This window comes from Rhizobium sp. GR12, from assembly GCF_036596185.1.
Taxonomy (GTDB): domain Bacteria; phylum Pseudomonadota; class Alphaproteobacteria; order Rhizobiales; family Rhizobiaceae; genus Agrobacterium; species Agrobacterium nepotum.
In genome coordinates this window covers 90,947-115,621 of the sequence record NZ_JASXTH010000014.1, presented here as the reverse complement: position 1 = coordinate 115,621, position 24,675 = coordinate 90,947, and the positions used below count along the sequence as shown (strand labels likewise).

General features: G+C 60.2%; 24 protein-coding genes. 14 read left to right on the top strand and 10 right to left on the bottom strand.

The window, feature by feature from the left end; genetic code table 11:
* The first annotated feature begins 338 nt into the window (after positions 1-338).
* The 5 genes from QSK43_RS22190 (at position 339) to QSK43_RS22170 (ending at position 6,342) form a co-directional block, all read left to right on the top strand.
* The gene (locus QSK43_RS22190) at positions 339-968 is read left to right on the top strand and encodes an NAD(P)H-dependent oxidoreductase (protein ID WP_332305306.1); all 630 of its coding nucleotides are present in this window, start codon (positions 339-341) and stop codon (positions 966-968) included.
* A gap of 338 nt (positions 969-1,306) precedes the next feature.
* Entirely contained in the window at positions 1,307-2,392 is a 1,086-nt protein-coding gene (locus QSK43_RS22185; protein WP_442967879.1) for a methionine ABC transporter ATP-binding protein, read from the top strand.
* Positions 2,382-3,050: a methionine ABC transporter permease gene (locus QSK43_RS22180; RefSeq protein ID WP_332305305.1), complete on the top strand. Its 669-nt coding sequence runs from the start codon at positions 2,382-2,384 to the stop codon at positions 3,048-3,050. Before QSK43_RS22185 ends, QSK43_RS22180 begins: the two co-directional genes overlap by 11 nt.
* 53 nt (positions 3,051-3,103) lie before the next feature.
* Positions 3,104-3,883, top strand: a complete 780-nt coding sequence (locus QSK43_RS22175) for a MetQ/NlpA family ABC transporter substrate-binding protein (RefSeq protein WP_332305304.1) — start codon at positions 3,104-3,106, stop codon at positions 3,881-3,883.
* 215 nt (positions 3,884-4,098) lie between these two features.
* A complete protein-coding gene (locus QSK43_RS22170) occupies positions 4,099-6,342 on the top strand; it encodes a putative bifunctional diguanylate cyclase/phosphodiesterase (RefSeq protein ID WP_332305303.1) in 2,244 nt (747 codons plus the stop codon).
* A gap of 213 nt (positions 6,343-6,555) precedes the next feature.
* On the opposite strand, the gene trhO is transcribed toward QSK43_RS22170, so the two are convergent.
* The 3 genes from trhO to QSK43_RS22155 form a co-directional block, all read right to left on the bottom strand.
* The gene (gene trhO / locus QSK43_RS22165; protein ID WP_332305302.1) at positions 6,556-7,512 is read right to left on the bottom strand and encodes an oxygen-dependent tRNA uridine(34) hydroxylase TrhO; all 957 of its coding nucleotides are present in this window, start codon (positions 7,510-7,512) and stop codon (positions 6,556-6,558) included.
* Between the two features lie 101 nt (positions 7,513-7,613).
* Complete coding sequence (locus QSK43_RS22160; RefSeq protein ID WP_332305301.1) at positions 7,614-8,522, bottom strand: CHAD domain-containing protein; 909 nt, start codon at positions 8,520-8,522, stop codon at positions 7,614-7,616.
* Positions 8,482-8,994, bottom strand: coding sequence for a CYTH domain-containing protein (locus QSK43_RS22155; RefSeq protein WP_045021804.1), 513 nt, complete (start codon positions 8,992-8,994; stop codon positions 8,482-8,484). The genes QSK43_RS22160 and QSK43_RS22155 overlap by 41 nt, the downstream gene beginning before the upstream one ends.
* 169 nt (positions 8,995-9,163) lie before the next feature.
* Between QSK43_RS22155 and QSK43_RS22150 the strand changes: the two genes are divergently transcribed.
* The 4 genes from QSK43_RS22150 to QSK43_RS22135 all read left to right on the top strand — a co-directional run bounded on the left by QSK43_RS22150 (position 9,164) and on the right by QSK43_RS22135 (position 11,886).
* A complete protein-coding gene (locus QSK43_RS22150) occupies positions 9,164-9,802 on the top strand; it encodes a 2-dehydro-3-deoxy-phosphogluconate aldolase (protein ID WP_332305300.1) in 639 nt (212 codons plus the stop codon).
* Between the two features lie 108 nt (positions 9,803-9,910).
* Positions 9,911-10,606 carry a tellurite resistance TerB family protein gene (locus QSK43_RS22145; protein ID WP_045021699.1) on the top strand — a complete coding sequence of 232 codons (696 nt, stop codon included), beginning with the start codon at positions 9,911-9,913 and terminating at the stop codon, positions 10,604-10,606.
* 355 nt (positions 10,607-10,961) lie between these two features.
* Positions 10,962-11,651 carry a GNAT family N-acetyltransferase gene (locus QSK43_RS22140; RefSeq protein ID WP_332305299.1) on the top strand — a complete coding sequence of 230 codons (690 nt, stop codon included), beginning with the start codon at positions 10,962-10,964 and terminating at the stop codon, positions 11,649-11,651.
* Positions 11,644-11,886, top strand: coding sequence for a hypothetical protein (locus QSK43_RS22135; RefSeq protein WP_442967878.1), 243 nt, complete (start codon positions 11,644-11,646; stop codon positions 11,884-11,886). The genes QSK43_RS22140 and QSK43_RS22135 overlap by 8 nt, the downstream gene beginning before the upstream one ends.
* Here the strand turns inward: QSK43_RS22135 and QSK43_RS22130 are convergent.
* From QSK43_RS22130 to QSK43_RS22120, 3 genes are all read right to left on the bottom strand, one after another.
* A complete protein-coding gene (locus QSK43_RS22130; protein WP_332305297.1) occupies positions 11,877-12,938 on the bottom strand; it encodes a nickel/cobalt transporter in 1,062 nt (353 codons plus the stop codon). The two genes, QSK43_RS22135 and QSK43_RS22130, sit on opposite strands and share 10 nt — an antisense overlap.
* Positions 12,932-13,573, bottom strand: a complete 642-nt coding sequence (locus QSK43_RS22125) for a DUF1007 family protein (protein WP_332305296.1) — start codon at positions 13,571-13,573, stop codon at positions 12,932-12,934. The genes QSK43_RS22130 and QSK43_RS22125 overlap by 7 nt, the downstream gene beginning before the upstream one ends.
* A 125-nt stretch (positions 13,574-13,698) precedes the next feature.
* Positions 13,699-14,877, bottom strand: a complete 1,179-nt coding sequence (locus QSK43_RS22120; RefSeq protein WP_332305295.1) for a hypothetical protein — start codon at positions 14,875-14,877, stop codon at positions 13,699-13,701.
* A gap of 271 nt (positions 14,878-15,148) precedes the next feature.
* On the opposite strand from QSK43_RS22120, the gene QSK43_RS22115 reads away from it, so the two are divergent.
* Both QSK43_RS22115 and QSK43_RS22110 read left to right on the top strand, forming a co-directional pair.
* Positions 15,149-15,436 carry a hypothetical protein gene (locus QSK43_RS22115; protein WP_332305294.1) on the top strand — a complete coding sequence of 96 codons (288 nt, stop codon included), beginning with the start codon at positions 15,149-15,151 and terminating at the stop codon, positions 15,434-15,436.
* Between the two features lie 271 nt (positions 15,437-15,707).
* The gene (locus QSK43_RS22110; protein WP_332305331.1) at positions 15,708-16,889 is read left to right on the top strand and encodes an MFS transporter; all 1,182 of its coding nucleotides are present in this window, start codon (positions 15,708-15,710) and stop codon (positions 16,887-16,889) included.
* A gap of 90 nt (positions 16,890-16,979) precedes the next feature.
* On the opposite strand, the gene QSK43_RS22105 is transcribed toward QSK43_RS22110, so the two are convergent.
* The 3 genes from QSK43_RS22105 to QSK43_RS22095 form a co-directional block, all read right to left on the bottom strand.
* Complete coding sequence (locus QSK43_RS22105; protein WP_332305293.1) at positions 16,980-17,972, bottom strand: WD40 repeat domain-containing protein; 993 nt, start codon at positions 17,970-17,972, stop codon at positions 16,980-16,982.
* A gap of 245 nt (positions 17,973-18,217) precedes the next feature.
* Positions 18,218-19,330 carry a CobW family GTP-binding protein gene (locus QSK43_RS22100; RefSeq protein ID WP_332305292.1) on the bottom strand — a complete coding sequence of 371 codons (1,113 nt, stop codon included), beginning with the start codon at positions 19,328-19,330 and terminating at the stop codon, positions 18,218-18,220.
* A gap of 115 nt (positions 19,331-19,445) precedes the next feature.
* Entirely contained in the window at positions 19,446-20,246 is an 801-nt protein-coding gene (locus tag QSK43_RS22095) for a creatininase family protein (RefSeq protein ID WP_332305291.1), read from the bottom strand.
* Positions 20,247-20,325: 79 nt separating this feature from the next.
* On the opposite strand from QSK43_RS22095, the gene QSK43_RS22090 reads away from it, so the two are divergent.
* From QSK43_RS22090 to QSK43_RS22080, 3 genes are all read left to right on the top strand, one after another.
* Positions 20,326-20,835 carry a MarR family winged helix-turn-helix transcriptional regulator gene (locus QSK43_RS22090; RefSeq protein WP_332305290.1) on the top strand — a complete coding sequence of 170 codons (510 nt, stop codon included), beginning with the start codon at positions 20,326-20,328 and terminating at the stop codon, positions 20,833-20,835.
* Positions 20,836-20,966: 131 nt separating this feature from the next.
* Positions 20,967-21,989 (top strand): LacI family DNA-binding transcriptional regulator, encoded by a 1,023-nt coding sequence (locus QSK43_RS22085; protein WP_332305289.1) that lies wholly within the window; start codon positions 20,967-20,969, stop codon positions 21,987-21,989.
* A 356-nt stretch (positions 21,990-22,345) separates the two neighbouring features.
* Positions 22,346-23,308 (top strand): 2-hydroxyacid dehydrogenase, encoded by a 963-nt coding sequence (locus QSK43_RS22080; protein ID WP_332305288.1) that lies wholly within the window; start codon positions 22,346-22,348, stop codon positions 23,306-23,308.
* A gap of 162 nt (positions 23,309-23,470) precedes the next feature.
* On the opposite strand, the gene QSK43_RS22075 is transcribed toward QSK43_RS22080, so the two are convergent.
* Positions 23,471-24,598: a Gfo/Idh/MocA family protein gene (locus tag QSK43_RS22075; RefSeq protein WP_332305287.1), complete on the bottom strand. Its 1,128-nt coding sequence runs from the start codon at positions 24,596-24,598 to the stop codon at positions 23,471-23,473.
* Positions 24,599-24,675 lie beyond the last annotated feature (77 nt).

The following is a 24,675-nucleotide window of genomic DNA, read 5'->3' as shown; positions in this document are numbered from 1 at the left end:
AGGGATCCAGCCAGCCCAAGTCCTTGGGCTGACTGGAGTCTCACCGCCGCGCAGACGCGCGTCGGCTGGATTCCTGTGACAAGCACAGGAATGAGGGCGGGGAGGCTGCCGGTCGTGTGAAATTCACGTGTTGTGTCCTGCCAAAGGCACGGACGTCGCTGCGGACGAAGAAAGGTTCGGAAGCATTATTATCAGTTTTCCTGACTTTTTTGCCAGTTACCCTGCGGTGCCTGCTTGCGCCCGCCATCCCGTCTCCTATGTCAGACAGGCTACGAAGGCGTAGCGCCTGCTGCCGCCTCGTCCGGCGGTGCGGGCTGGTCCTCCCAGGGAAAACGAACATGCTTATCGAAAAACTCAACTGGCGTTACGCCACCAAGAAAATGAACCCCTCCAAGAAAGTGTCGGAAGACAAGGTCGAGCGCATCGTTGAGGCAGCGCGGCTTGCGCCCACCTCCAGCGGTCTGCAGCCATTCGAGGTGATCGTGGTTACCGATCCGGAAGTGCGGGCGAAAATCCGCGAGATCGCGTGGAACCAGGCGCAGGTCACCGAAGGTTCGCATCTTCTGGTGTTTGCGGCGTGGGATAATTACACGCAGGAGCGGATCAACCATATGTTCGATCTGGTCAATGAAGAGCGCGGCTCCTCGAACGAGGGCTGGGAAGCCTATCGCCAGAAGCTCCTGTCCTCCTATCCGCAGCGTGATGCGGAAGTGAATTTCGAACACGCCGCCCGTCAGGCCTATATCGGCTTCGGCATGGCGGTGGCGCAGGCGGCTTTCGAAGGTGTGGATTCCACCCCGATGGAAGGTTTCGATCCGGCCAAGCTGGACGAAATCCTTGGTCTTCGCGAAAAGGGCCTGCGTTCTGTCACCCTCCTGCCGCTCGGATACCGCGAGCCGGAAGGCGACTGGCTGGTGAACCTGAAGAAGGTCCGCCGCCCGCTTGAAGAATTCGTCAGCCGCGTCTGATTTTCACACGGTTGCGAAAACTTGACTGCCGCAGGGCCGCCCCGACGGCTTTGCGGTAGATTTTTTCTCTGATTTCATATAATTGAAAAATCATCCCTGTTAAAAGATGGCGCCTGCGGGCAAGTATGCGCCATCGAATTGCCGATCCCCGGCATTTCTGAGTGAAAGCCTGACGAAATGACCCGGAAAATCAGCTGTCATCGAATGTGCCAGAAGGCTGCATGAAGAGAGCGGTTCAGCACCGCAACAGGATTTTTTGAGACCCGATCCGTCACGTTTTCCCAGAGTTTTCAATGAGTTTTCAATCCAACGCGGCATCGCCCGCGACCCGGCCACAGATGGTCCCAGAACGGACGCCCCCCGAGCGGTCGGCCAATGATCCGATGGTCACGTTCGAAGGTGTGACAAAGACCTTTGGCGGTGCCGATGGCAAGCCGGGTTTCGCAGCCCTTGCCGGCATCGATTATGTCGTGCCGAAGGGCTCCATCACCGGCATCATCGGCCGCTCTGGTGCGGGCAAATCCACGCTTATCCGCCTCGCCAACGGCCTTGAAAAACCATCTTCCGGCCGTGTGGTCGTCGATGGCGTCGATGTCGCTGCCCTTGATGAGAAGAGTCTCAGGACCCTTCGCCGTTCCATCGGCATGATCTTCCAGCATTTCAATCTCCTGTCGTCGCGCACCGCTTTCGACAATGTGGCGTTGCCGCTTGAAATCGCCGGTCTCGGTAAAAAAGAGATCGAGGCGAGGGTGACGCCGTTGCTCGAACTGGTCGGCCTTTCCGACAAGACGAAGCGTTATCCGGCGGAACTGTCGGGTGGGCAGAAGCAGCGTGTCGGCATTGCCCGCGCACTTGCCACGCAACCCAAGCTGCTCCTGTCCGACGAGGCGACCTCGGCACTCGATCCGGAGACGACCCAGTCCATCCTCGAGCTTCTGAAGCGCATCAATGCCGAACTCGGGCTGACCGTGCTGCTCATCACCCACGAGATGGAGGTGGTGAAGACCATTGCCTCCCAGGTCGCCGTCATCGACAGGGGCCTGATCGTCGAGGAGGGGCGCACCTTCGATATTTTCACCTCGCCGAAACACGAGACGACCCGCAGCCTGCTGTCGTCCTCGGTCGGCGTGAAGCTGCCGCACTGGGTTACATCAGGCCTGAAGCCTGAAGCCGTGGACGGCGACCGCGTTCTCGTGCGGCTGGTGTTCTTCGGCGAGACGGCCTTCCAGCCGCTGACCGCCCGGCTTGTGGCCGAAATCGGCCCTGATGTGAACATCCTTGCTGGCACCATCGAGGAAATCTCCGGCGAACCCTTCGGCTCGCTGGTGGTCTCCTATCCGGCGTCGCCGGAGATAACCGCTCGCGCCGGCCGCTTTTATACCGAAACCGGTCTTCACACGGAGGTGCTCGGTTATGTCGCCTGATATGCTTTTCAACCTTCTGTCGAAGGGCCTTCTGCAAACGCTGCACATGGTCGCCGTCGCCGGCATCGTCGGCTCGATCATCGGTGTGCCCATGGGCGTTTTCCTCGCCACCAGCGGCAAGGGCGAACTGTTTCCCGCGCCGATAACGAACCGCATCCTCGGCCTCGTCGTCAATGCGGCGCGCTCCACACCCTTCATCATTCTGGTGGTGGCGATCATTCCCTTCACGCGGCTGGTGGCCGGCACCTCCATTGGCACCAGCGCGGCCATCGTGCCGCTGACGGTCGCCACCGTGCCCTTCATCGCTCGGCTGGTGGAAGCGGCGGTCCGCGAGGTCGACAAGGGGCTGATCGAGGCCGCCCGCGCCATGGGCGCCACACCGCTGCAGATCGTCACCAAGGTTCTGCTTGCGGAGGCGAAGTCCGGCATCACGCTTGCGCTGACCCTGACGCTCGTCAGCCTCATCGGTTATTCGGCCATGGTCGGCGCTGTCGGCGGCGGCGGGCTGGGCGATCTCGGCATCCGCTACGGTTACCAGCGCTTCATGCCTGACGTGATGCTGGTCGTGGTTCTGGTGCTCATCGTGCTGGTGCAACTGGTGCAGAGCGCCGGCGACAGACTGGCCCGCGGCTTCGACAAGCGGACCCGCAAGAACTGATAACGCCGTTACAGAGCAACAATCCCAAGAACAACAAACCCAAGGAGAGACCCATGAAAAAAATCATCCTCGCGGCATCGCTCGCCGCTCTCTTGACCGCAGGTCAGGCGCTTGCCGAAACCATTAAGGTCGGCGTAACGCCCGCTGAGCACGCGCAGATCATGGAACAGGTCAAGAAGATCGCGGCCGCCAAGGGACTGGACATCGATATCATCGAATTCTCCGATTACGTCGTGCCGAACCAGGCGCTGGCAGACGGTGAACTTCAGGCCAACTCGTTCCAGCATCAGCCTTACCTCGACAACCAGATCGCTGACCGCAAGTTCGATCTCGTCAGCGTCGGCACCACCATCACCACCCCGATGGGTGTCTATTCGAAAAAGGTGAAGAGCCTCGACGAACTGAAGGACGGCGCGACGGTCGGCATTCCGAACGACCCGACCAATGGCGGCCGTGCGCTTCTCGTTCTCGCTTCCAAGGGTGTGCTCAAGGTAAAGGAAGAAGCCGGTCTGAAGGTGACGCCTGCCGACATCACCGAAAACCCGAAGAACATCCAGATCGTCGAGCTTGACGCTGCCCAGCTGCCGCGCTCGCTGGATGACACCGACGCTTCGGTCATCAACACCAACTATGCCACGGCAGCGGGTCTGAACCCCAAGAAGGACGCCATCGCCATCGAAAGCGAAAAGTCTCCTTACGCCAACGTCATCGCCGTTCGTGCGCAGGACAAGGACAAGCCCTGGGTAAAGACGCTGGTTGAATCCTACCAGAGCCCGGAAGTGAAGGCCTTCATTCTGGAGAAGTTCAACGGCACGGTCATTCCGTCCTGGTAATCTGGCCGTCCCGGTAATCCAGCCAGTCACGACAAAAATTGCAGCCTCTCCCGTTCGCGGGGGAGGTTTTTTGTTTACGGGGGCAGCCGTAAATCGGCGCCGCATGAAAAACCCCCGTCATTTCATGGAAGGATTTTTCGCAGTTTTGTTCCGACTGTCGTTTTATACCCGTTCTTTTTTGGGTGCGCATCACAGCCGGACTTAACGGCTTTTGAATGTTTCCTTTGCAAGATAGTGCTTTCGAAGGGGATTTTATGCGGATTGCGCCGCGAAATATTGGGGAATATTTGCCGGTCGGGCGCAGAACCGCCGTCGGCGTCGTATTGTCCACCTTCGCGCTGGTGCTTCTCATCGTCACCGCGCTGGTTTTGTCCGCCCTCAGCCAGGTCAGGGAAAAGGCGAATTCTCTCGACAATGCCCGCTCGCGCGAGACGACGGCCGGCGCCCTTGTCACGTTCCGCGAACAGCTGGGCGCGACGCTGAACGACTACGCTGCCTGGGACGATGCCGCCGACTATGTCTACGCCCCCGACAGGTTCGACTGGGTGGCCAGCAATTATGGCGACATGACGGTCAACAGCGATCTTTTCGATACCGCCGTCGTCCTTGATGAGGGCGGCAAGGTCCAGATGGCCTACCAGAACGGCAAGCCGGTCGCCTGGAAGCCCGACGCCTATTTCGGGGCTGGTCTCAGGGAAATGGTCGAACGGGTACGCTCCATGCGTCCCGGCGTCAGCTCCCAGGTTACGGGCTTCATCGAAACCCGCGATGGCGTCGCTGCCGCAGGCGTGGCGCTGGTGCGGCTCAAATCCGGCGCCTTGCCACAGGTCGGCGCGGAGCGGCGCTATCTGATTTTCGCCCGCCATCTCAGGCAGGCGACGGTGGACAAGCTTGCCCGCAACTATGTCGTCGAAGGGCTGGAACTGCAATATGGCGACGGGCCGGCGCCCAACCATGTGGATATCGTCAATCCGCTCGGCAATGTGCTGGCGCGGCTTGTCTGGCGCTCGCATCTGCCGGGTGACGTCAGTTTTCACGAGGCGCGGCCGGTCGTCTTCACTGCGCTCGGCATTGCCGGCACGTTTTTTCTGGTGCTTCTCATCATCGGCTCGGCCACGCTCGACCGGCTGAAGGCCGACGAGGCGGCGGCACGGGAAGACGCGCTGCGCGATCGTCTGAGCGGGCTCAGCAACCGTGCCGGCCTGTTCTCCAGACTGGACCGCATGGTCGGCAAGGCCCGGCATGACAAATCCGATATCAAGCTGCTTTATCTCGATCTCGATGGTTTCAAGGAAATCAACGATTCCTATGGCCACGCCGCCGGCGACCGGCTGATCAAGGGCGTGGCGGCGGCGCTCAGGGTGCTGATGCCGGAAGGTGCAGTGCTCGCACGGCTCGGCGGCGACGAGTTCGCCATCGCCATTCAGGGCAATGATGTATGGTCGGAAGGCCGCAAGCTCTGTCAGGCGCTGCTCGAACTTTTCACCGAGCCTTTCAGCATCGGTGAGCGGGTGGCGAGCATCGGTTGCAGCATCGGTACCTCCGTTTCCCGCTCCGGCGATATCACCGGCGAGGAATTGCTGCGCCGCGCCGATATGGCCATGTATCAGGCCAAGGAAAACGGACGCGGGCGTTTCGTTTCCTACGAGCTGAAAATGGATGCGCTGCGCGAGGAAAAATTGCAGCTCGAGGCTGATCTGCGATATGCCATTTTGAATGACGAGATATCGGTGGTCTACCAGCCGGTCGTCAGCGCCGCTACGCGCTGCATCACCGGGGTGGAGGCGCTTGCCCGCTGGCAAAGGCCGGGATACGGCTTTGTGCCGCCGGATATCTTCATCGCTGCTGCCGAGACCAGCGGCCTTATCGACCGGCTCGGTCTTCTGGTTCTGCGCAAAGCCTGCGAGACGGCGGGACAATGGCCATCGATCAAGCTTTCGGTGAATATTTCACCCGTTCAGTTCCGCAATCCGGCCTTTTCCGGTCATATCACGGATATTCTCGCCGCCACGCAGACACCGACCGCAAGGCTGCGGCTGGAAATGACAGAGGGTTATTTCATCCAGCATCCGGAGCGGGCAAGTGCGGCGATCGACAAGCTGAAACAGCTCGGCCTGCATATCGCGCTCGATGATTTCGGCGCCGGTTTCGCAAGTGTGGGATATCTGCGCCGCTTCGGTTTCGACCGTATGAAGATCGACCGGTCACTGGTCATGGCGCTCGAAAAGGGCGGGCGGTCGCTGGAAATGCTGCAGGCGACCGTGGCGCTGGCGAAATCGCTCGATATTCCCGTCACAGCGGAAGGTGTCGAGACGGAAGAGCAGGCGGCCATCCTGCATCTGTGCGGCTGCGACGAGTTGCAGGGTTACCTGTTCTCAAAACCGGTCGCCGCCGAAGAGATTACCGCCATGCTGGAGGAGCAGACGGCGCCGCTGTTTGCGCTCCGGGCGGGAGAGTAAGGGTGACGGTGTATTGCCGGCGGTTACGGCCAGTTTCTTCTCCCCGCCGGGGAGAAGGTGGCCCGAAGGGCCGGATGAGGGGGCAACGTTAGTGATTGACCGCACCCTTTCCCCCTCATCCCGCTGCCGCGACCTTCTCCCCCTCGGGGAGAAGAAATACGCGGCACCTGCTCAATCGAAATGCGACGACTGCATGGCTCTGGCCGAACGACATCACCGCCCCAGATGCCGCCCGCCGCGCTTCTTTGCCAGTTCGATCTGCTGCTGCCGGTCGCGGAACCGCTGACGGTCTTCTTCCGTCCGGTCTTCGTAACAGCTCGGGCAGGAAACGCCTTCCTCGAACAGCGGCGATTGCCGCACCTCGGGTGTGATGGGATTGCGGCAGGCGTGGCAGAGCTGGTGGTCGCCTTCGGCAAGACCATGGACCACCGAGACGCGCTCGTCGAACACGAAACAGGCGCCCTCCCACAGGCTCTCTTCTTCCGGCACTTCCTCCAGATATTTGAGAATGCCGCCCTTGAGGTGGTAGACCTCGTCGAAGCCCTGTTCCTTCATGAAGGCGGTGGCCTTCTCGCAGCGGATGCCGCCGGTGCAATACATGGCGATCTTCGGCTTGTTATGCAGGCCGGGATTGTTTTTCACCCAGTCGGGAAACTCGCGGAAGGTCTTGGTCTTCGGATCGACCGCGCCCTTGAAGAGGCCGATGGCGGTCTCATAATCGTTGCGCGTGTCGATGACGATGGTATCGGGATCGGAGATCAGCCCGTTCCAGTCACGCGGCTCGACATAGGTGCCGACGATGCGGTTCGGATCGATATCCGGCACGCCCATGGTGACGATCTCTTTCTTGAGCTTCACCTTCATGCGCACGAAAGGCATGGCCGATGCGCGGCTTTCCTTGTGCTCCAGCGCGGCGAATTCCGGCTGTGCGCGCAGGAAGGCGAGCACGGCGCGCGTCCCCGCATCCGGCCCGGCAATGGTGCCGTTGATGCCCTCAGCCGCCAGGAGCAGCGTGCCCTTGACGCCGTTTTCCTGACAGAGCTGAAACAGCGGCTCGCGCAGGCTTTCGAACCGCGGCAGGCGGGCGAAATGATAAAGCGCGGCCACCAGGAAATCGCCAGTGGCGTCGGGCGCTATTTCCGGGCGGGGGAGAATGGTGGTGTCGATCATGGGCGCTGAAATACAGCGGCGGCGACCGCAAATCAATATTTATCCGCCGTCCGAGGTATTTTGAAAATCGTCAAATTCGCAGCGTCCGGGGGCTTTCCAGCCTATTTCGCCGCCTGTCGCCACAAAATGCCGATGATGCGGCTTTCGGCGCCAGCGGATTCGGAAAAGGCTTTGCTCGCCAGCTCAAGGCTTTCCGCGCGCAGTGCCTGCTGCCTCTCCATGATCGTCTCGAGAAGCAGGGCCAGCCGTTCGCCATTGCCGAAACGTTCCGGCTCCCGCCCGGCGAAGGCGGCGAGGACCGAAAGGTCATGCTCATGGCCGAGGATGTCCACCAGCCGCTTGGTGTCGGCCCGCTTGGCGCGCATGGCGGAGGGCCAGAGACGGTGCAGAAGGCGGAGATACATCCAGTAGACCTGCCCGGCCTTGCGCAATTCGTGGAAATGTTCGGCGTCGGCGTGGTCATGGCAATTGACCAGCGCCTTGCGCGCCCTCTTCCTCTGCTTGGCCCAACCCGTCTTCAACAGTCTCGTTGTGCGTTTCGGGCCGTCGGGAAGCGACACCGCCTTCAGCCTCTCGCGCCCTTCTTCGCAGCCGGCAATGGCGGCCGTTATGGCGTCATCAAGATCCTCCCCCTGTTCGATGGCGTGGTCGCGGCGCTTGCGCAGGATTTTCGTGATCGCCCGCAGCGCCTTGCCCTGCGTGTTGGAGAGCGCGAAAGTCTCGAGATATTCTGCCGTCTCCACCAGCGCCGTCGCTTCCCGCGCAAAGGCGAGCGAGCGGGCTATATCGCGAAAGCGGGTGTTTTCTTGGTCGCGGAAATCGGGCGCCGCCTTGGCGATGAGGCGGTAGAGCGCGCGCAGCCGCTTGAACCGCTTGCGCGCATCGTGCACCGCCTCATAGCTTCCGGAGGGCCGGTCGCGAAGGGTTGCTATCGTATCCTCGATCAGTTCCAGCCCGGCGCGGCGGATTTCACTGTCGAAGGGTTTTCTCGGATCTATCCTGAAAGACATTCGGCAAGTCTCCGTACGGACTGTCCATGGCGAGCGCCTGGTTGGAAAAGCGGCGGTCGCCGGTTACCTCCTTGCCGAGCCACGATGGCAGATCGGGATCGGCATTCTCGTCATCCATCTCCACCTCGGCCACGACAAGCCCTTGATAGATGCCTTCAAAAACATCTACTTCCCAGGTGAAACCGCGGTGATCGACGGTGTGGCGCGTCTTCTCGATCACCACGCCCGGCGCGCTCGCCATCAGCTCCTCGGCATCTGCCAGGGGGATGGAATATTCATATTCATCGCGGACAAGCGCGCTTGCGCCGATCTTGATCGTCAGTGTCGCGTCACGCCGGTTGACGATCCTGACCCTGACAGAGCGATTTTCCAGGGAGGCGACATATGCCTGCCGGAAAGCCATGCTATGCGTCACCTCGTTACGCCATTCATCGCCTGCAACAAGAAACTTCCGTTCAATTTCCTTGGCCATGCTGACTCCGCAAACTGGTGCGCCAGATTATCGCAAGAGGAGGTTATGAAGAAGCGAATTGATTGAAGTATCTGGATAAAAATGGCCTTGTCACGCCTCGACATCAAAGCCGGGGCAGGCTAATCGGTAAACGGGATTTCAATCGTTTCAATCGCGCAAGGAGGCTCTCTTGGCCCAGGATTCCGAAAAACTGCTCTTCATTCTCAAACTTCAGCCGGTCGTGCCGGTGCTGATCGTGGATGATGCCGCTTCCGCCGTGCCGCTCGCGCGCGCTCTGGTCGCAGGCGGTCTGAAAGCGATCGAGATCACCATGCGTACGCCGGCGGCCCTTGATGCCATCCGCGCGGTTGCGGCGGAAGTGGAAGGCGCATATGTCGGCGCGGGCACCATTCTCAATGCCAGGGATTTCGAGGCGGCCGCCGAGGCGGGTTCCACCTTCATCGTCAGCCCCGGCATCAACAAAAGCGTGCTTGAGGCCGCGCGTGGCTCCAAAGTGCCGCTGCTTCCGGGTGCTGCCACCGCAAGCGAAGTCATGGCGCTGCGCGACGAGGGCTACAAGGTGCTGAAGTTCTTCCCCGCCGAGCAGGCCGGCGGCGCGCCTTACCTCAAGGCGCTGTCCTCGCCGCTTGCCGGCACCATGTTCTGCCCGACCGGCAGCGTCTCGCTGAAGAATGCCAACGACTATCTGTCCCTGCCGAACGTCGTCTGCGTTGGCGGCTCGTGGGTTGCCCCGCGCGAACTGGTGGCGACGGCTGACTGGGCCGGCATCACCAAGCTTGCGGCGGAAGCCGCAGCACTGCGCGGCTGATCCCGTTTCTTCAAACCCGTTCACGAAGGCGTGAGCGGGTTTGTCATTCATATTCGTGCCATGGCTTCCTATCTTCCCTGTAGACTTGACCTTTTACAGGAGAATTTGATGTTCGACGCCAAGAAGCTTCTTGAACAATTCCTCGGCTCACAGGTGCCGGGCCTTTCGGGAAGCGTCCGTGACAGAGCCGGGCAGGCCGCCGATATCGCCAGGAACAATCCCATGAAGGCTGGCGCGCTCGCCGCCGCCATTCTGGGCACGAAGACCGGCCGCAAGCTTGCCGGTAATGTCGCCACCATCGGCGGCGTTGCGGCTATCGCCGGTCTCGGTTATCTCGCCTACAAGAATTACAAATCCGGCCAGGCGCCGGAAGTCGCGCCGAAACCCGAGCCGGAACTGCTTGCGCCGCCGGCCGATTCGGCCTTTCACCCGCAATCTCCCGCTCTTTCCAACGATTTCGCGCTGAAGCTCATTCAGGCGATGATCGCCGCTGCCAAGGCCGACGGCCATATCGACGAGAAGGAGCGCGCCAATATCATGGAAAAGGTGCAGATTTCCGGTCTCGACACGGAGGCGGAACGCTTCCTCGAAAAGGAACTGGCCGATCCGCTGGATATCGACGCGCTGGTGGCCGCTGCCGGTACGGAAGAGCAGAAGGTGGAAATCTACACCGCCTCGCGTCTTGCGATTGAGGCAGATACGCGGGCTGAGCGCGGTTATCTCGACCTCCTCGCCGGGCGGCTTGGGCTGCCGGATGCGCTGGTCGATCACATCGAGGCGACGGTGGTGGCTGCGAAGGTTTGAGGGTAGTGCGTGGGGCTTGGGCATGAGGTTTGAGCGTTTAAGCGTTTAAGCGTTTAAGCGTTTAAGCGTTTAAGCGTGTGGCTCACCCCCCTCTGCCCAGCCGGGCATCTCCCCCACAAGGAGGGAGATCGATACGCGGCGATCTTTCGGCCATCCCTAACGTTGAAAATGAGCGAGCGTTTTCTTCTGGCCGATCTCCCCCCTTGAGGGGGAGATGCCCGGCAGGGCAGAGGGGGTGAGCCACACCCACCAAGGTGTAAGCCACACCCACCGAGGACCACGCAATGCACCCCACTTCCCGGTTGTCATCCATCCCCGCTTGGCCTAATCCTTCTCCCAGACAATGGGGAAGAGAATGCGCGATCTGAGTGATTTTAAGGGATGTCCGGCACCGCAGCCGGTGACGCTGAAGGGCCGTTACGTGACGGCGGAACCGTTTGATCGCGACAGGCATCTTGCAAAGCTCTGGACCGCGCTTGGCGGCGAGGGGACGAATGCGCTTCTCAAATATTTCCCGCAAAGCGCTTTTCCCGATGCCGACGCCTTCGGCGACTGGCTTGTCAGTGCCGGGCAACTCAGCTGGGTGACGCTGGTGTTCGTGGAAAACGCCAGCGGCGATGTCGTCGGCATGGCCAGTTACATGCGGCCCGATCCCGCCAATGGCGTGGTCGAGGTCGGTGCCGTCGCCCATGGCGCGAAGATGAAGCGCTCGCCTTTGTCCACCGAGGCGCATTATCTGATGGCGAAACATGTTTTCGAGGATCTGGGCTACCGTCGTTATGAGTGGAAATGCCACAACGAAAACGAGCCCTCCAGGATCACCGCGAAACGTTACGGTTTTACCTTCGAGGGCGTCTTCCGCCAGCATATGGTCTCGAAGGGCAAGAACCGCGATACGGCGTGGTTTTCGATGATTGACGGCGAATGGCCCTTGATCGGCAAGGCGTTCGAAATCTGGCTTTCACCTGATAATTTCGATGCGGATGGCGCGCAGAAGCGCAAGCTTGAGGATATCCGTGCGGAGCTTGCCCATGACTATGCCTGACAATAAGCCGACGTCTGAGAAGAGAGACCGGTCGCCCCTTTTAGCGGCCGCCGCCATCATCATCGGCTTCGGGCTGGTGTTTTACGTGATGCCGAAAATCATGCTGTGGCTGGGGGAGTATTCGCCCTGGCTTGCGGCAAGCTTCGGCGCGATGGCGGTGCTGTGCTTTTTCCTGCTGTTCTGGCTGCGCGCCCGCTACCAGCGCCGCCGCGATGCACATAAAAGTCAGAACTGAAGCGATGCGCCGAGCAGCATAAGGCCCATCAGGAGCACGAATAGCGCCCCGGCGATCTCGATCGCGTGGCTGATGCCCGCTGCCCTGCGGCTGCCGGGACCGGCGAAACGCACGGCGAGTCCCTTGGCCGACACGGCCATGATGGCAAGCAGCGACACCGTGATCGCGGTGCCGAGCGACATGGCGATCACCGAAAGCACGCCGCCGAGGAAAAGCCCGTTCAAAAGCGCAAAGCTCATGACGATGATGGCGCCGGAGCAGGGCCTGAGGCCAACGGCGATGATGGCCGACCATGCTTCGTGCAGGCTGAAGTTCTTGCCCTTCAAAAGCAGCGGATCGGGCGCATGCGATTTTCCGCAGGCCGTGCAAAGGTCGCCGGTGCCGCTATGGTCGTGGTCGGTAAAAACCGGTTTGCCCTGAAACCTGAGGCCGGTGCCCATGCCCGTGGTTCTGACGGCTGTCGCTTCGCCCGCTGTTGCGAAGACGGAGACCGGCACGCGTCTAATGCGCAACGACCAGAGCTTGCGCGCCAGAAGCCACGCGCCGAACAACGCCACCATGGCGAAACTGGCGATCTCCATCGCCTGTGTGGCTTTCGTCATGGTGATCGATGTGCCGCGCAGGACGAGCCAGGCGGCGACAACGAGGCCGATGGCCATTGCGCCCTGAATGAGCGCGGAAATGAAGGAAATGAGAATGCCGCGTTTCAGCTGCGTTTCATTGGCGATCATATAGGAGGAGATGACCGCCTTGCCGTGGCCGGGGCCGGCGGCATGGAAAACGCCGTAAGCAAAGGAAAGACCGATCAGCGATGCCATCGCCCAGTTGTCTTCACGCATGGCCTTCAATGCGCCGGTCAACGCCCGGTAGAACATCTGCTGATGCACGTTGATCCATTGCATCAGCGGCGCAAACGGCCCGCCAAGCGCGAAGGACGGCTCGGCCGAGCCGATGCCGAGCGGCGATTGCGCGTGGGCAGCGCCCGCCACAGCCAGCAGGCAGATCGCGGCGATGGTGAGATGGTCGGCCAGACGGCGGGGGCGGTTCAGCATGTCACCTCCAGCCGGGTGGCGAAGAGTTTCGTCATGTCGGTGCCGGTCGGGTCGTTGAAGAAGGCGTCGGTCAGCGAGCTCTGGTTTTGCGAGATCACTTCGTCCGGGTCGGGGCGCACGACATGGTGCTTACAGGCGGCGAGATCCTTGCCCACGGTCGCCAGATCGCCGTCTTTCGCAAAATCGATTGCCGTATACATGGTCGGATCCCACGCGCCGAAGCTGAGCTTACCCTTGATGGAAAGCGGCGTGGTCGGCTTGACGGAAAAGAACATCAGGATCTGCTTGTCCTTGTAGTCCACATGGATAGCGTCCGGTTTGCCGAATTCCACCGCTTTGCTGTTGGCGGTGATGAAGGTGTAGTAGGAATATTCGGCAAGCGAATCCCGCACGGTATTACCGATATCGGCCAGCTCGGTCTTGTCCAGCTTCAGGTCGCCGTTCTTATCGTAATCCATCACCACGCTTGCCGAGAACATCTCGTCGAAACGCCAGATGTTGCGCACTTCCTGAATGGTGCCGTTCGGCCCCTCGACGATTTCCATGCGCGCTTCGGCGAAAATATGCGGATGTGCCGCGGCGGCAACGGGTATGGAGGTCAGGCCAGCCGCAAGGAGCAATAATCGTCTGTTCATTATCCGGTCTGTCCTGCCTTCGAATCTCGAAACCCGACTCTAGCAGAAATTGGGACCGAATTTCGACCTGATGGCCATGGCGGCGATATGGCTTTGCGCCAGGCCGTGTGTTCCAGCCGGCTGTCTCAAAAGGTGCCGCTGAAACGGGAGGTGACGCTGGAGCCGCTATAAGCGAGGTCGGTATCGCGCTCGCCGTGTAAAAGGCGGTTGAATTCCATCTCCAGCTTGCTGCTCTTGCCGATATCGAAGGACAGGGTGGCCACCAGCCTGCGCTCGCTGGTGTCGTAATTATAATAGATCCAGTCCTTGTGAATGCGCTGCAGCGCAAGGTTCAGCCCCACCTTGTCAGCGAGCTTGCTTTTCACCACGAACTGCCAGCGGCGGTGAAACTCGGCAACGGGGTCATCGGGGTCGAAAAGCGCATAATCCTGCGAGAAGCCTGCACCGAAGGCGATGCGGTCGGTGGCCTTTACCTCCGCCTCGGCCCTGAGATAGGGCCGGGTGCGCTTCACCTTGTCGCTGATTTCGTCGCCGGAAATCGTTGTCAGGCCCACCTCGGCCAGAACTGCGAAACGTTCGGAAAACCTGTAACCATAGGCAAGCGAGCCGCGTAATGTGTTGGCTTCAAAACGCTCGTATCTCTCCTGTTGGCTTTCCGGCACGACGAGGCGGTCATAGGCAAGCGTCAGTCCGGCCTCGCCGCCGGCCAACGGTCGCACATGCTCGGCCTTCAGCGACAGAAGCGCTTCATTGGCTTCCAGGCGGGTGGGCATGAAATAGGCCGGACGGAAACGCGCCTTGCCTTTCATCAGGCTGGCAAAGCCCGCCGTCAGCGTGTTCTTACCGCCCAAAGCGACGATACCAAGCTGGGTTGAGGCCTCCAGCTTATGGTCCAGTCGCCGGTAGCCGACGTCTTCTTCGGGCAGATGCAGGAATATATCGCCGGCGTCGCTGCGCGTGCCACGCAACTCCACGGCCCATTCCAGCCGCTCCGACAGGCGTGTGGTCAGCCCCAGGCTGGCAATGGTGTTGTGTTCATTGGCGAAACGGTAACGGGGGAGGCGGACCTCCTCATGATCGAGCGAATAACGCAGTTCTGCGCCTTCCAGCGCGATCTTTCCGTTCAGCCCGAGGCCCGCGCGCAACGAAATCGCCACCAGCCGGTTGGTGTCGCCGAAATAATTGGTGTCGTAACCGATGCCTGTCTTGTAGATGATATTGTGTTCATCGGCCTTTTCACCCGCCCGCGCAACCGAGGCGCAGGCAAGCCCAAGAACAAGCGCGATGTATCCCCCCAGCCGCATTTGCATCTCCGGTCGCTAATTAAGCAATATCTTATAGTTGTATGGTTAACAAAGCCCGCCGTGGCGTGTTGCTGTCTTGGGTATAAGTCATGACGGTTGCTGGATGAGATTTGCTGTAATAAAATCGTCTCGGTTGTATAAAATTTTATTAAAACAATCAGTATTAGTGTTAATAGTTTATTCTAATATTAGACTTTGCTTGAATTAGAATCCTCTAAATATACAGTTCGAATACGCCATGGGGCGTGATCAAACATAAGAGGAGAGAGAAATGATTGCCAAGTTTGCTTGCATAGCCGCTATTCTTACTATCGCTTCCGTTGGTCAGGCCAATGCCGGCGGTCTTCTGGGAGGCATTTTGTCAGGAAACAGCAATAAGGGCGGCGCGCTCGTCGTCGTGTCGCCGAGCATCGATCTGGGTGTCAGCGGTATCCTGTCCAACAACGGGATTCTGAACGGCAACAAGACCGGTATCCTGAACGGCCTTCTGAACGGCAACAAGACGTCCGTCGACGTCATCGACAACAAGAATGATCGCGGCAAGAAGCGCCGCCACTGATCGTCCGGATCGAAAATCGACAGGGATTTTCGGCGAAAACGATGCGCGCAGGACATAAGCCGGGAGCAGTCCGCGAGTTGCGTGTGTATGACGCACGGTCTCCGGCAAGAACAAACGGCGCATCGCATGACTGAAAGGGGGCCATAAGGCCCCTTTTTTTTGCCTGCGTTCCCCGGAAATGAAATTGCGGGCGGGCTTGAACGGCATGCCGTTTTGGTGTGAAGGTGGCCTTCACGGTCCCGTCTTCTCTCCCAGCCGCCAGTCGATCCCCATGCTGCATAAAAACGCTTCGCCGGGCGCATTTGATCGCCAGGCCTATATGATTGCTATGCTGGTCTTCATTGCCGGCGGGACAAATGCGGCTGTGGTGCCGTTTATCGGTTTTTATATCATTCAGGTGCTCGGCCATCCGCCGGCGACGCTTGGTCTCTACAGCGTGACCGCGATGGTGGCCTCGATCGTTGCCAGCCGCATGTATGGCGAGCGTGTCGATGCCGGTGTGCGGGTGCGGCCGTTGCTGTTGCTCTCCGTGCTTGGCGCTTTTGTTGCGGCGGCGGCTGCAACCTTCGGGCATCTGGCACTGCTTGTGGCGGTAACGGCAACCGGCATGGGTCTTTCCAACGCCGCCAGCACCCTCATTTTCAGTTACGGCCGCTATCACGGTCGGGTGAAGGCGCTCGACACGGCCGCTTATAACGCCTTCCTGCGGACCATGGTGTCGCTGGCATGGATGCTGCTTCCGGCCGCCGCCTATCTGATCGTCGATCTTGCCGGCGCAAAGGCGGTGTTCCTGAATGCCATGCTGATGGCGGCGATCTGGGGCGGGCTTGCCCTTGCCATCGTGCCGCGCGGCCAGACATGCCCGATGGAACGGCGGGAAGAGGGCGACACCGATACGCGGCGCAACCTGCCGCTGCTTCTGGCGGCGGCGGCCAGCTTCTGCATGTCTTTTGCGCATGCTTTATGCGCCTCGGCCCTGCCGGTGTTTCTGGTACGTGAGGTCGGCCTGCCGGATTATGTGCCCGGCCTGTCGCTCAGCGTCAAATGCGCCATGGAGGTTCTGCTGATCCTGCTTGCGCCGAGGATCATGCGCCGGGTCAGTGCCCGTATCCTTCTTTGCGTCTCTGCAGTGATGGCGATCGTCGCCTTCAATGTCATAGCCTCGGTCCAGACCCTTCCAGCCATGCTGGTTGGCGCTGCGCTGGAAGGTGCCTACTACGGACTTTGCGCCGGTACATGCCTGACCTTCGTGCAGGGTTTTGCGCGCGGGCGCACGGCGCGGGCGACCGCGCTCTACATGAATTCGATCTTCCTTGCGGGGCTGTTTGCGGTGCCGCTGATGGGCTTCGTGTCGCAATATGCAAGCTTCGGCACGTCGATCCGGCTGGCTTCGGTCGGCGCCGGTGCCGCCCTGCTGCTCCTGTTTCTGACGCGGCGTCAGGTGAGCGAGTAGACGGCTGTCTGTCCTCATTCCTGTGACAAGCATAGGAATGAGGACAGAGATTAGGCTTCCGTTGAAACCGGGCGTACGCCCGTCGCCCCCTTACGCCGAAATGTCGATGATGCCGCAGTCGCCGGCCTCGGAGGCGAAGGCGAGCAGCTTGCCGGTGGTGCTCCAGTCCATGCTCGTGATGGCGCCCTTGCCGGGGCGGCGGAGCAGGGCTTCCTTGCCGTCTGCTAGGCGCACGCCAAGGATCATGCCGTCGATGAAGCCGATGGCCAGCACGTCTTCCACCGGGTGGAAAGCGACGTTGGTGACCATGATGTTGGCGCGGCTGCCGAGTTCTTCGGGCGCCTTGCCCATCGGGCCGTCCTTGCCGGCAAACGGCCAGACGATGGCGGCGGGGGCGCCGGAAGAGGCGAGCCACTTGCCCTTCGGAGACCAGGAGATGGATTTGACCTTGGCGGGATAACCCGTCATGCGCATGTGGCGGGCTTCCATGCCGCCTTTGGTCGCCTCCATCTTCCAGCCGTGCAGGGCGTTTTCCTGCATGGTGGTGACGAGGAACTTACCATCAGGCGAGAAGATGACGCCGGTATGCGCGCCCTTCCATTCCAGATCGACCGGATCGCCCGCACTCGCCACCCAATGCAGCGTCACGCCGTTATAACGCGCGACAGCAATACGCAGGCCCTTGGGCGCGAAGGCGATTGCCTCCACCGTGCGCTCCTCTTTGAATTCCTTGACCGTGCCATCGGACAGGCGCACGAAGCTGGACTTGCCGACGCCATAGGCGACCGCCTTCTGCGGACCGCCGGCAACGACGCCGACCCATTTGCGCGGCACATTCGCCAACTCGCTGATGCTGCCGTCATGGCCGATGCGCAGGACGCGCCCGTCCTCGCCGCCGGAGAGCAGGGTGGCGCTGTAGGGGTCGCGGATGCAGGTCAGAAGCCCGTCATGCGCCTGCGTCACCTTCTCGCCGCCATCCAGCCGGTGAATGGTGCCGGCGGCGGTGGCAAACAGCGGAATGTCGCCGAGAAAATGGGTCGAGACCACGTGGCCTGCGATATCAAGCGGGGCAACAGTCGGCATGGGGCATCGGTCTTTCGTATGTGTGTTTTTCGTTTGGTGGATTTCGGTCTGACCAAGGCGGGAAGAGCCGTTGGTGCGGTTTCAACCCGTGGCGTCACGGTCGGTCCCCAGGGCATGCCCCTGGATGATCCGACCATCCACATGCTGGCGGCAATGGGTCCTCGGGTCAAGCCCGAGGATAACGTCGAGAATGGGGAAGGCACCGAGAACCCGCAAGGGCGTCTCGGTGCCCTGCCTCGAAAACCTCAAGCCGTGGCAAGGCAGGCGTTGAAGCTCTTTTCCAGCTTTTCGCGGTCGAGTTCGCGGCCGATGAAGACGAGGCGGCTTTCGCGCTTTTCGCCTTCTTTCCACGGGCGCTGGTGGTCACCCTCGATGATCATGTGCACGCCCTGCACGACGTAGCGTTCCGCGTCGCCCTTGAAGGCAATGATGCCTTTGAGGCGCAGGATGTTCGGGCCGTCGGTCTGCGTCACCTTCTGGATCCACGGGAAGAAGCGCTCGGGGTTCATCTCACCGCCGCGCAGCGAAACGGACTGCACCGTCACATCATGGATTGCCGAAACTGCGCCATGGTTGTGGTGATCGTGGCCGTGGTCATGGTCATGGTGCGCATGATCATGGTCGTGATGATGGTGGTCGTGCCCATGATCGTGATGGTGGTGGTCGCAATCGGGACCGCAGGCGTGGTCCTCATGGCCATGCTCGAGGAAATGCGGATCGTTTTCGAGTGCACGCTCCAGATTGAAGGCGCCCTGGTCGAGAACGCGGGCGAGGTCGACACCGGAGCGGGTGGTCTTGTAGATGCGTGCGGAAGGATTGATGGCGCGCACGATATCTTCGATGCGGGTGACTTCCTCCGGGGAGACGAGGTCGGTCTTGTTGACGATGACGACATCCGCAAATGCGATCTGGTCTTCGGCCTCGCGGCTGTCCTTCAGACGCAGCGGCAGGTGCTTGGCATCGACTAGCGCGACGACGGCGTCAAGCTCGGTCTTGGCGCGCACGTCATCATCCATGAAGAAGGTCTGGGCAACGGGAACCGGGTCGGCAAGGCCGGTTGTCTCGACGATGATGCCGTCGAATCGGCCGGGACGGCGCATCAGGCCCTCGACCACACGGATCAGATCGCCGCGCACCGTGCAGCAGACGCAGCCATTGTTCATTTCATAGATTTCCTCGTCGGATTCGACGATCAGATCATTATCGATGCCGATCTCGCCGAATTCGTTGACGATCACCGCATACTTCTTGCCGTGGTTCTCGGACAGGATGCGGTTGAGAAGCGTCGTCTTGCCGGCGCCGAGATATCCCGTCAGGACGGTGACTGGAATGGGCTTGACTGGTGCTGTTTCGGTCATGGAAACCTCGTGTGGAGAAAGGCCGGTTGAGGCCCCAAGAAAGAAGTGTCGACGTCCATATAGGCGCGACGTTCGGGCAGTTCAAAGGGATTCTGGCCGGTTTCGGCGCAGTTTTTCAAATTTTGTTATGAAATAACGTTATGTCAAAAGCGTGGACGTCTTCAAGCAGTTCGACAAGGCCGGTAATGGCGTGGGAAATGATCCTTTCGCCCTTTTCGGCTGAGGCGGCGGCGGCGTTTCCGGCAACGCCATCGGGGTTCAGATCGCTCATCAACCAGCCGAAGGCGTGCGGGCCATAGGCACGCAGATGCCTGAAACGGTTGGCGAAATCGCTTTGCCGGGAGGGGAAGACGGCCGCCTTTTCCATCGCCACCCGTTCAGGGCACAGCGCGAGCATCACGGATGTTTCGATATCTCCGCCATGGATGTCGATCGCCTTGTCTTCAGGCTTCACGATATCTGCAGGCACCCCGAAACGGGTCCAGCTGGTGGCCACCGCCAGCATGTCGAAGCGGGCGCGCGCCTCGGTGGCGACGATGGTCATCAGTGGCGAGTTGCCGCCATGAGCGTTCAGCATCACGAATTTGCGCACGCCTTTTTCATATTCGGCCGCAGCGATGCCGAGCCAGCGTTCGATGGCTTCGTCGTAACGCAACGTCCGGGTGCCCGGCACATTCGTGTGCTCGATGGAATATCCGACGGGTTCCACCGGCAGGAAGGAGACCGGTAAATCAGCGGGCAAAGCGGTGGCGAGGCGGGCGACAATCCCCTGAGCAATCAGCGTATCGGTCTCGAAAGGCAGGTGAGGACCGTGCTGTTCATGGGCACCGAGCGGCAACACGGAAATTGCACCTGTTGCGCGAAGATGAGGGTCTGTTACGTTTTCGTCGTGATAATGCGTGTATGAGTCTGGCATCTGGCAGTCCGCGCCTACATTCGGTAAGGGTTTCCAGCAACATATATCGGTTCCGCCACAGGGTAAAAGGCACTCGCATATGAGCAAGGACAAAACTGGGCATAAGGACAAAGGCGCCAAGAAGGAAAAGGGCGGCAAAAAAATAAAGGACGCCAAAAAAAGGGACGAGAGCTTCAACCCTGAGGAACTGGCGCAATCCATCACCCAGGCCGCCCGTTCCATGCGCACGGCGCTGAGCCACAGCCTTGCCGAAAGCGGTCTTTATGCCGGGCAGGACGGCGTTATCCTGGCACTGGCGCAGGAAGGCAGCCTGACGCCAGGGCAGATCGCCCAGAAACTCGGCGTCAAGGCGCCCACCATGACGCGCACCATCGGCCGCATGGAAGCCCAGGGTTTCGTAGAACGCAGCGGCGACGACGACGATGGCCGTGTGACGCTGGTGAAGTTGACGGAGACGGGACTGAAAAGCGTCGAACATATCAACGTCTCCATCGCCAATTGCGGTGCGCGGGCGATAGAGGGGCTTTCGGCCAAGGATATCAGAACCGTGGTTAAACTCCTCAAGGCAATCGATACCAATCTTCAATAATTTGTTGAATTTTTAAAAATACACCGTCTTTTTGTTGGGTTTCCTTAAACCAGTTGCGGATTTTGTTTAAATTGTTTAATTGCGATTTAAACAGCGACATCCGTCACTGACATGGTTTGGGGAGAAATACCGTGGCACAAAAGATCAAATTGTCGACGATCGCCGAAAGTCTGGGTCTTTCAACTGCCACCATCTCCCTTGCATTGCGCGACAGTCCGCTGGTCGCCTCCGATACGCGTGACAAGATCAAGGAACAGGCCCGGGCGCTCGGTTACATCTACAACCGCCGGGCCGCCAGCCTGCGCACCTCGCGCTCCGGCATCGTCGGTGTGGTGTTCCACGATGTGATGAACCCGTTCTACGGGGAAATCCTCAAAGCCATCGAAACCGAGCTGGACCGCAGCCGCCAGACCTTCATTCTTTCCAACCATTACGATTCGGTCGAAAAACAGCGCACCTTTATCGAAACGCTGCTGCAGCTTGGTTCGGACGGCATCATCATGTCGCCCGCCATCGGCACGCCGATCGAGGATATGACGCTGGCCGAGGAGAACGGCATGCCCGCCATTCTGGTGGCCCGCTCTCTCGACGGCGTTGACATGCCGACCTATCGCGGTGACGACAGCTACGGCATTTCGCTGGCGACCAATCATCTGATCAGCCTTGGTCACCGCACCATCGCCATGGTTGGTGGTACCGACCAGACATCGACCGGCCGCGACCGTTACCAAGGTTATGTCAATGCGCTGCGCAAGGCGGGTATCGAGGTTGATCCGAACCTGCGCATTCCCGGTCCGCGCTCCAAGCAGGGCGGTTTCGAGGCTGCTGTGCATTTCCTGTCGCTGCCGCAGAAACCGACCGCTGCCGTCTGCTGGAACGATCTGGTCGCCATCGGCCTGATGAATGGCGTTTCGCGCGCGGGTCTGGTGCCGGGTGTCGATATTTCCGTCACGGGTTACGACGATCTGGAGGAGGCCGCCATCGCCACACCGGCGCTGACCACCGTGTCCAACGGGCAGGCCGAGGTGGGGCGTCTTGCGGCGCGGGCGCTGCTGGACAGATTGGCGGGCAGCCACGAACCTGACGGTATCCACCTCATCAAGCCGGAAATGCGCATCCGCCAGTCGACAGGGCCGGTGCGTCCGCGGGTTTGAAGCTTAGCATGATGGGAAGATGGTGGGTGCGGTTTGCGCGTTGCAGCCTCCGCCATTCCGGCCTTGGGCCGGAATCCAGCCGGCGCGCGTCTGCGCGACGTGAAGAGTCTATTCAACCCAAGGACTTGGGGTGGCTGGATGCCGGATCTAGTCCGGCATGACGGACATGCATGTATCGAAAAAAAACGGCATGAAAGTTCCGTCTGCCCCCATAGCATCCCCTTATTGCCCTTTTCACGGCCGCCGGAGTTTGAAAAGATCAGCTCAGAGGAGCGGGATTGTGGAAGCCGCAAGCGGTATCCACTTGGAATCCGGCTCTGACGATATTGGAATATTATCAGGAGGAATTTCCACCCATGTCTGACAGACAAGCCGTCGTTCTCGTTCCCGGCAAGATCAACCCGCGCGTTCTCGAACGCCTCGAAGGCAAGGTCGAGATCGTGACTGTGCCCGCCGGTGCCGAGCCGGTTCTGCCTGATGGTGCGGCTGCGCGCATCAACGCCATCGCCGTTTCCGGCGTCGTCAACGCCAAATGGATCGATGCGCTGCCCAAGCTCGAGATCATCGCCAATTTCGGCGTCGGTTACGATGGTGTGGACGCCAGACACGCCGCTACGCGCGGTATCGTGGTGACCAATACGCCCGACGTGCTGAACGACGAAGTGGCGGATACCACGATTGCGCTGCTGATCAACACCGTACGCCGTCTTTATCAGGCTGAAACCTGGCTTCGCGACGGCAAGTGGCTTGGGGAAGGACCCTTCGCGCTTTCGCCGTTTTCGCTGCGCGGCCGCAAGGTCGGCCTGTTCGGCATGGGCCGCATCGGCCAGGAAATTGCCAAGCGGCTGGAGCCTTTCAAGGTGGAGATCGGCTATCACACCCGCAGCAAGCGCGATGGCCTGCCCTATACCTATTACGGCTCGCTGAAGAAGATGGCGGAAGCCGTCGACATCCTGATCTGCATCGTGCCGGGCACGCCGGAAACGCACAAGGTGATCGACGCGGAAATCCTGTCAGCACTTGGTCCGCAGGGCGTTTTCATCAATGTCGGCCGTGGCTCTAGCGTCGATGAAGATGCGCTTTTAGAGGCCCTCAAGAGCGGTGCTGTGGGTGCCGCCGGTCTCGATGTCTTCTACGCCGAACCGAAGGTGCCGGAAGCGTTCCTGTCGCTGCCGAATGTTTCCCTTTTGCCGCACGTTGCGTCTGCGTCCATCCCGACGCGCAATGCCATGGCAGACCTGGTAGCCGACAATATCCTCGGCTGGTTCAGGGACGGCACGGTGCTGACGCCGGTGCCGGAAACGCCGGTTAAGGGGTAAGGCACACACCGTCACCCCGGACTTGATCCGGGGTCCAGCATGATGAAGTCTTTGATCATAAAAGGCTGTTCCACGGCGCAGACGCGCCGTGGCTGGATGCCGGAACTAGTCCGGCATGACGGAAGAGAGGTGTCGGCTCTTTCCGTCAACCAGTCAGCATTCCTATTCCGCAATCTCGCGCGTAGTCACCCATCGCCGCTCGGCGAACGACCGAGCCATGGCATGAATGCTGCGCTCGATCTTCAGGCCCTCCTCGAAATCGATGATATGCGCCTTCTTACCCTCGATGGCGGCGATCAGTTCCCGGCATTCGATCACTTTCAGATCGTTGAAGCCGAGCCCGTGGCCAGGGGCGGGGATGAAGCGGTCATAGGGCTTGTGGTGCGGGGCGGCGAGAATGGTTCTAAAACCCTGCTCCTGCGGGCGTCCGTCGGTGGTATAGAGCTGGAATTCGTTCATCCGTTCCTGATCGAAAAGGATTGAGCCGGTGGAACCGTAAATCTGGATGGCAATACGGCCCTTGCGGCCCCAGGCCGAACGGTTGGCGATCAGCACGGCGGAAATGCCGCCTTCTAGCTTTAAAAGCACGCTGGCGAGATCGTGCGTCTCAACCGCTCGCTCGCCGCCACCGTTTAGCGGCCGCGTTTCGTAGGGTTTCACCATGTCGGTGATCGCGCTTTCGGCATGGCCGAACAGGGAATACAGCAGTGACAGCGGGTGAACGGCGAAATCATCCAGCGCGCCGTAACCGGAGGAGGCTTCGCTCTTCCAGTAGAAGGGCTGGGTGGCATCCGCCATGAAGTCCTCATCCATTTCGGCGCGGACATGGTAGACATTGCCGATCGCGCCTTCGTCTATCAGGCGGCGCATGTGGCGGATGACAGGGTTCTGAATGTAGTTGTAGCCCATCGTCGCTGCCTTTCCCGACCGGCGGGCCGCATCGCGCATCTTCACCGCGTCGATAAAGGCGGGCGCCATCGGCTTTTCGCACCAGACATGTTTGCCGGCATCGAGGGCGGCAATCGCCATTTCGGGGTGAAAGGCATTCGGCGTGGTGACGGAGATTACGTCAATCTCCGGATCGGCAAGCAGATCGCGCCAGTTACCCGTTGAGCGGGCGAAACCGAACTCCGCGGCCTTCTTAGCCGCCAGTTCGGGATTGACCTCCGCCAGCGTTACCAGCCGTGGGCGCTCCACATCGCCGAAGACGCTGGTGACGTTGTTCCACGCCAAAGCGTGGCACTTGCCCATGTAACCCGTGCCAATAAGGCCTACGCCCAGAGCGGCCATGGTCTCTCCTCCCGAAATTGCTAGAATGAAATCAGTGACTTGTGCATTTCTGCTTTTTTCTCAAAGGTCTCGATGTG

Bases quoted from the DNA above. Each gene is read 5' to 3' on its own strand.
- QSK43_RS22185 (WP_442967879.1), top strand. From the start codon at position 1,307: ATGGTCCCAGAACGGACGCCCCCCGAGCGGTCGGCCAATGATCCGATG.
- QSK43_RS22120 (WP_332305295.1), bottom strand. From the start codon at position 14,877: ATGCGGCTGGGGGGATACATCGCGCTTGTTCTTGGGCTTGCCTGCGCC.
- QSK43_RS22105 (WP_332305293.1), bottom strand. From the start codon at position 17,972: ATGCCGACTGTTGCCCCGCTTGATATCGCAGGCCACGTGGTCTCGACC.
- QSK43_RS22110 (WP_332305331.1), top strand. From the start codon at position 15,708: ATGCTGCATAAAAACGCTTCGCCGGGCGCATTTGATCGCCAGGCCTAT.
- QSK43_RS22115 (WP_332305294.1), top strand. From the start codon at position 15,149: ATGATTGCCAAGTTTGCTTGCATAGCCGCTATTCTTACTATCGCTTCC.
- QSK43_RS22160 (WP_332305301.1), bottom strand. From the start codon at position 8,522: ATGTCTTTCAGGATAGATCCGAGAAAACCCTTCGACAGTGAAATCCGC.
- QSK43_RS22095 (WP_332305291.1), bottom strand. From the start codon at position 20,246: ATGCCAGACTCATACACGCATTATCACGACGAAAACGTAACAGACCCT.
- QSK43_RS22130 (WP_332305297.1), bottom strand. From the start codon at position 12,938: ATGCTGAACCGCCCCCGCCGTCTGGCCGACCATCTCACCATCGCCGCG.
- QSK43_RS22075 (WP_332305287.1), bottom strand. From the start codon at position 24,598: ATGGCCGCTCTGGGCGTAGGCCTTATTGGCACGGGTTACATGGGCAAG.
- QSK43_RS22190 (WP_332305306.1), top strand. From the start codon at position 339: ATGCTTATCGAAAAACTCAACTGGCGTTACGCCACCAAGAAAATGAAC.
- trhO (WP_332305302.1), bottom strand. From the start codon at position 7,512: ATGATCGACACCACCATTCTCCCCCGCCCGGAAATAGCGCCCGACGCC.
- QSK43_RS22125 (WP_332305296.1), bottom strand. From the start codon at position 13,573: ATGAACAGACGATTATTGCTCCTTGCGGCTGGCCTGACCTCCATACCC.
- QSK43_RS22170 (WP_332305303.1), top strand. From the start codon at position 4,099: ATGTTTCCTTTGCAAGATAGTGCTTTCGAAGGGGATTTTATGCGGATT.
- QSK43_RS22135 (WP_442967878.1), top strand. From the start codon at position 11,644: ATGCCTGACAATAAGCCGACGTCTGAGAAGAGAGACCGGTCGCCCCTT.
- QSK43_RS22175 (WP_332305304.1), top strand. From the start codon at position 3,104: ATGAAAAAAATCATCCTCGCGGCATCGCTCGCCGCTCTCTTGACCGCA.
- QSK43_RS22155 (WP_045021804.1), bottom strand. From the start codon at position 8,994: ATGGCCAAGGAAATTGAACGGAAGTTTCTTGTTGCAGGCGATGAATGG.
- QSK43_RS22145 (WP_045021699.1), top strand. From the start codon at position 9,911: ATGTTCGACGCCAAGAAGCTTCTTGAACAATTCCTCGGCTCACAGGTG.
- QSK43_RS22100 (WP_332305292.1), bottom strand. From the start codon at position 19,330: ATGACCGAAACAGCACCAGTCAAGCCCATTCCAGTCACCGTCCTGACG.
- QSK43_RS22080 (WP_332305288.1), top strand. From the start codon at position 22,346: ATGTCTGACAGACAAGCCGTCGTTCTCGTTCCCGGCAAGATCAACCCG.
- QSK43_RS22090 (WP_332305290.1), top strand. From the start codon at position 20,326: ATGAGCAAGGACAAAACTGGGCATAAGGACAAAGGCGCCAAGAAGGAA.
- QSK43_RS22140 (WP_332305299.1), top strand. From the start codon at position 10,962: ATGCGCGATCTGAGTGATTTTAAGGGATGTCCGGCACCGCAGCCGGTG.
- QSK43_RS22180 (WP_332305305.1), top strand. From the start codon at position 2,382: ATGTCGCCTGATATGCTTTTCAACCTTCTGTCGAAGGGCCTTCTGCAA.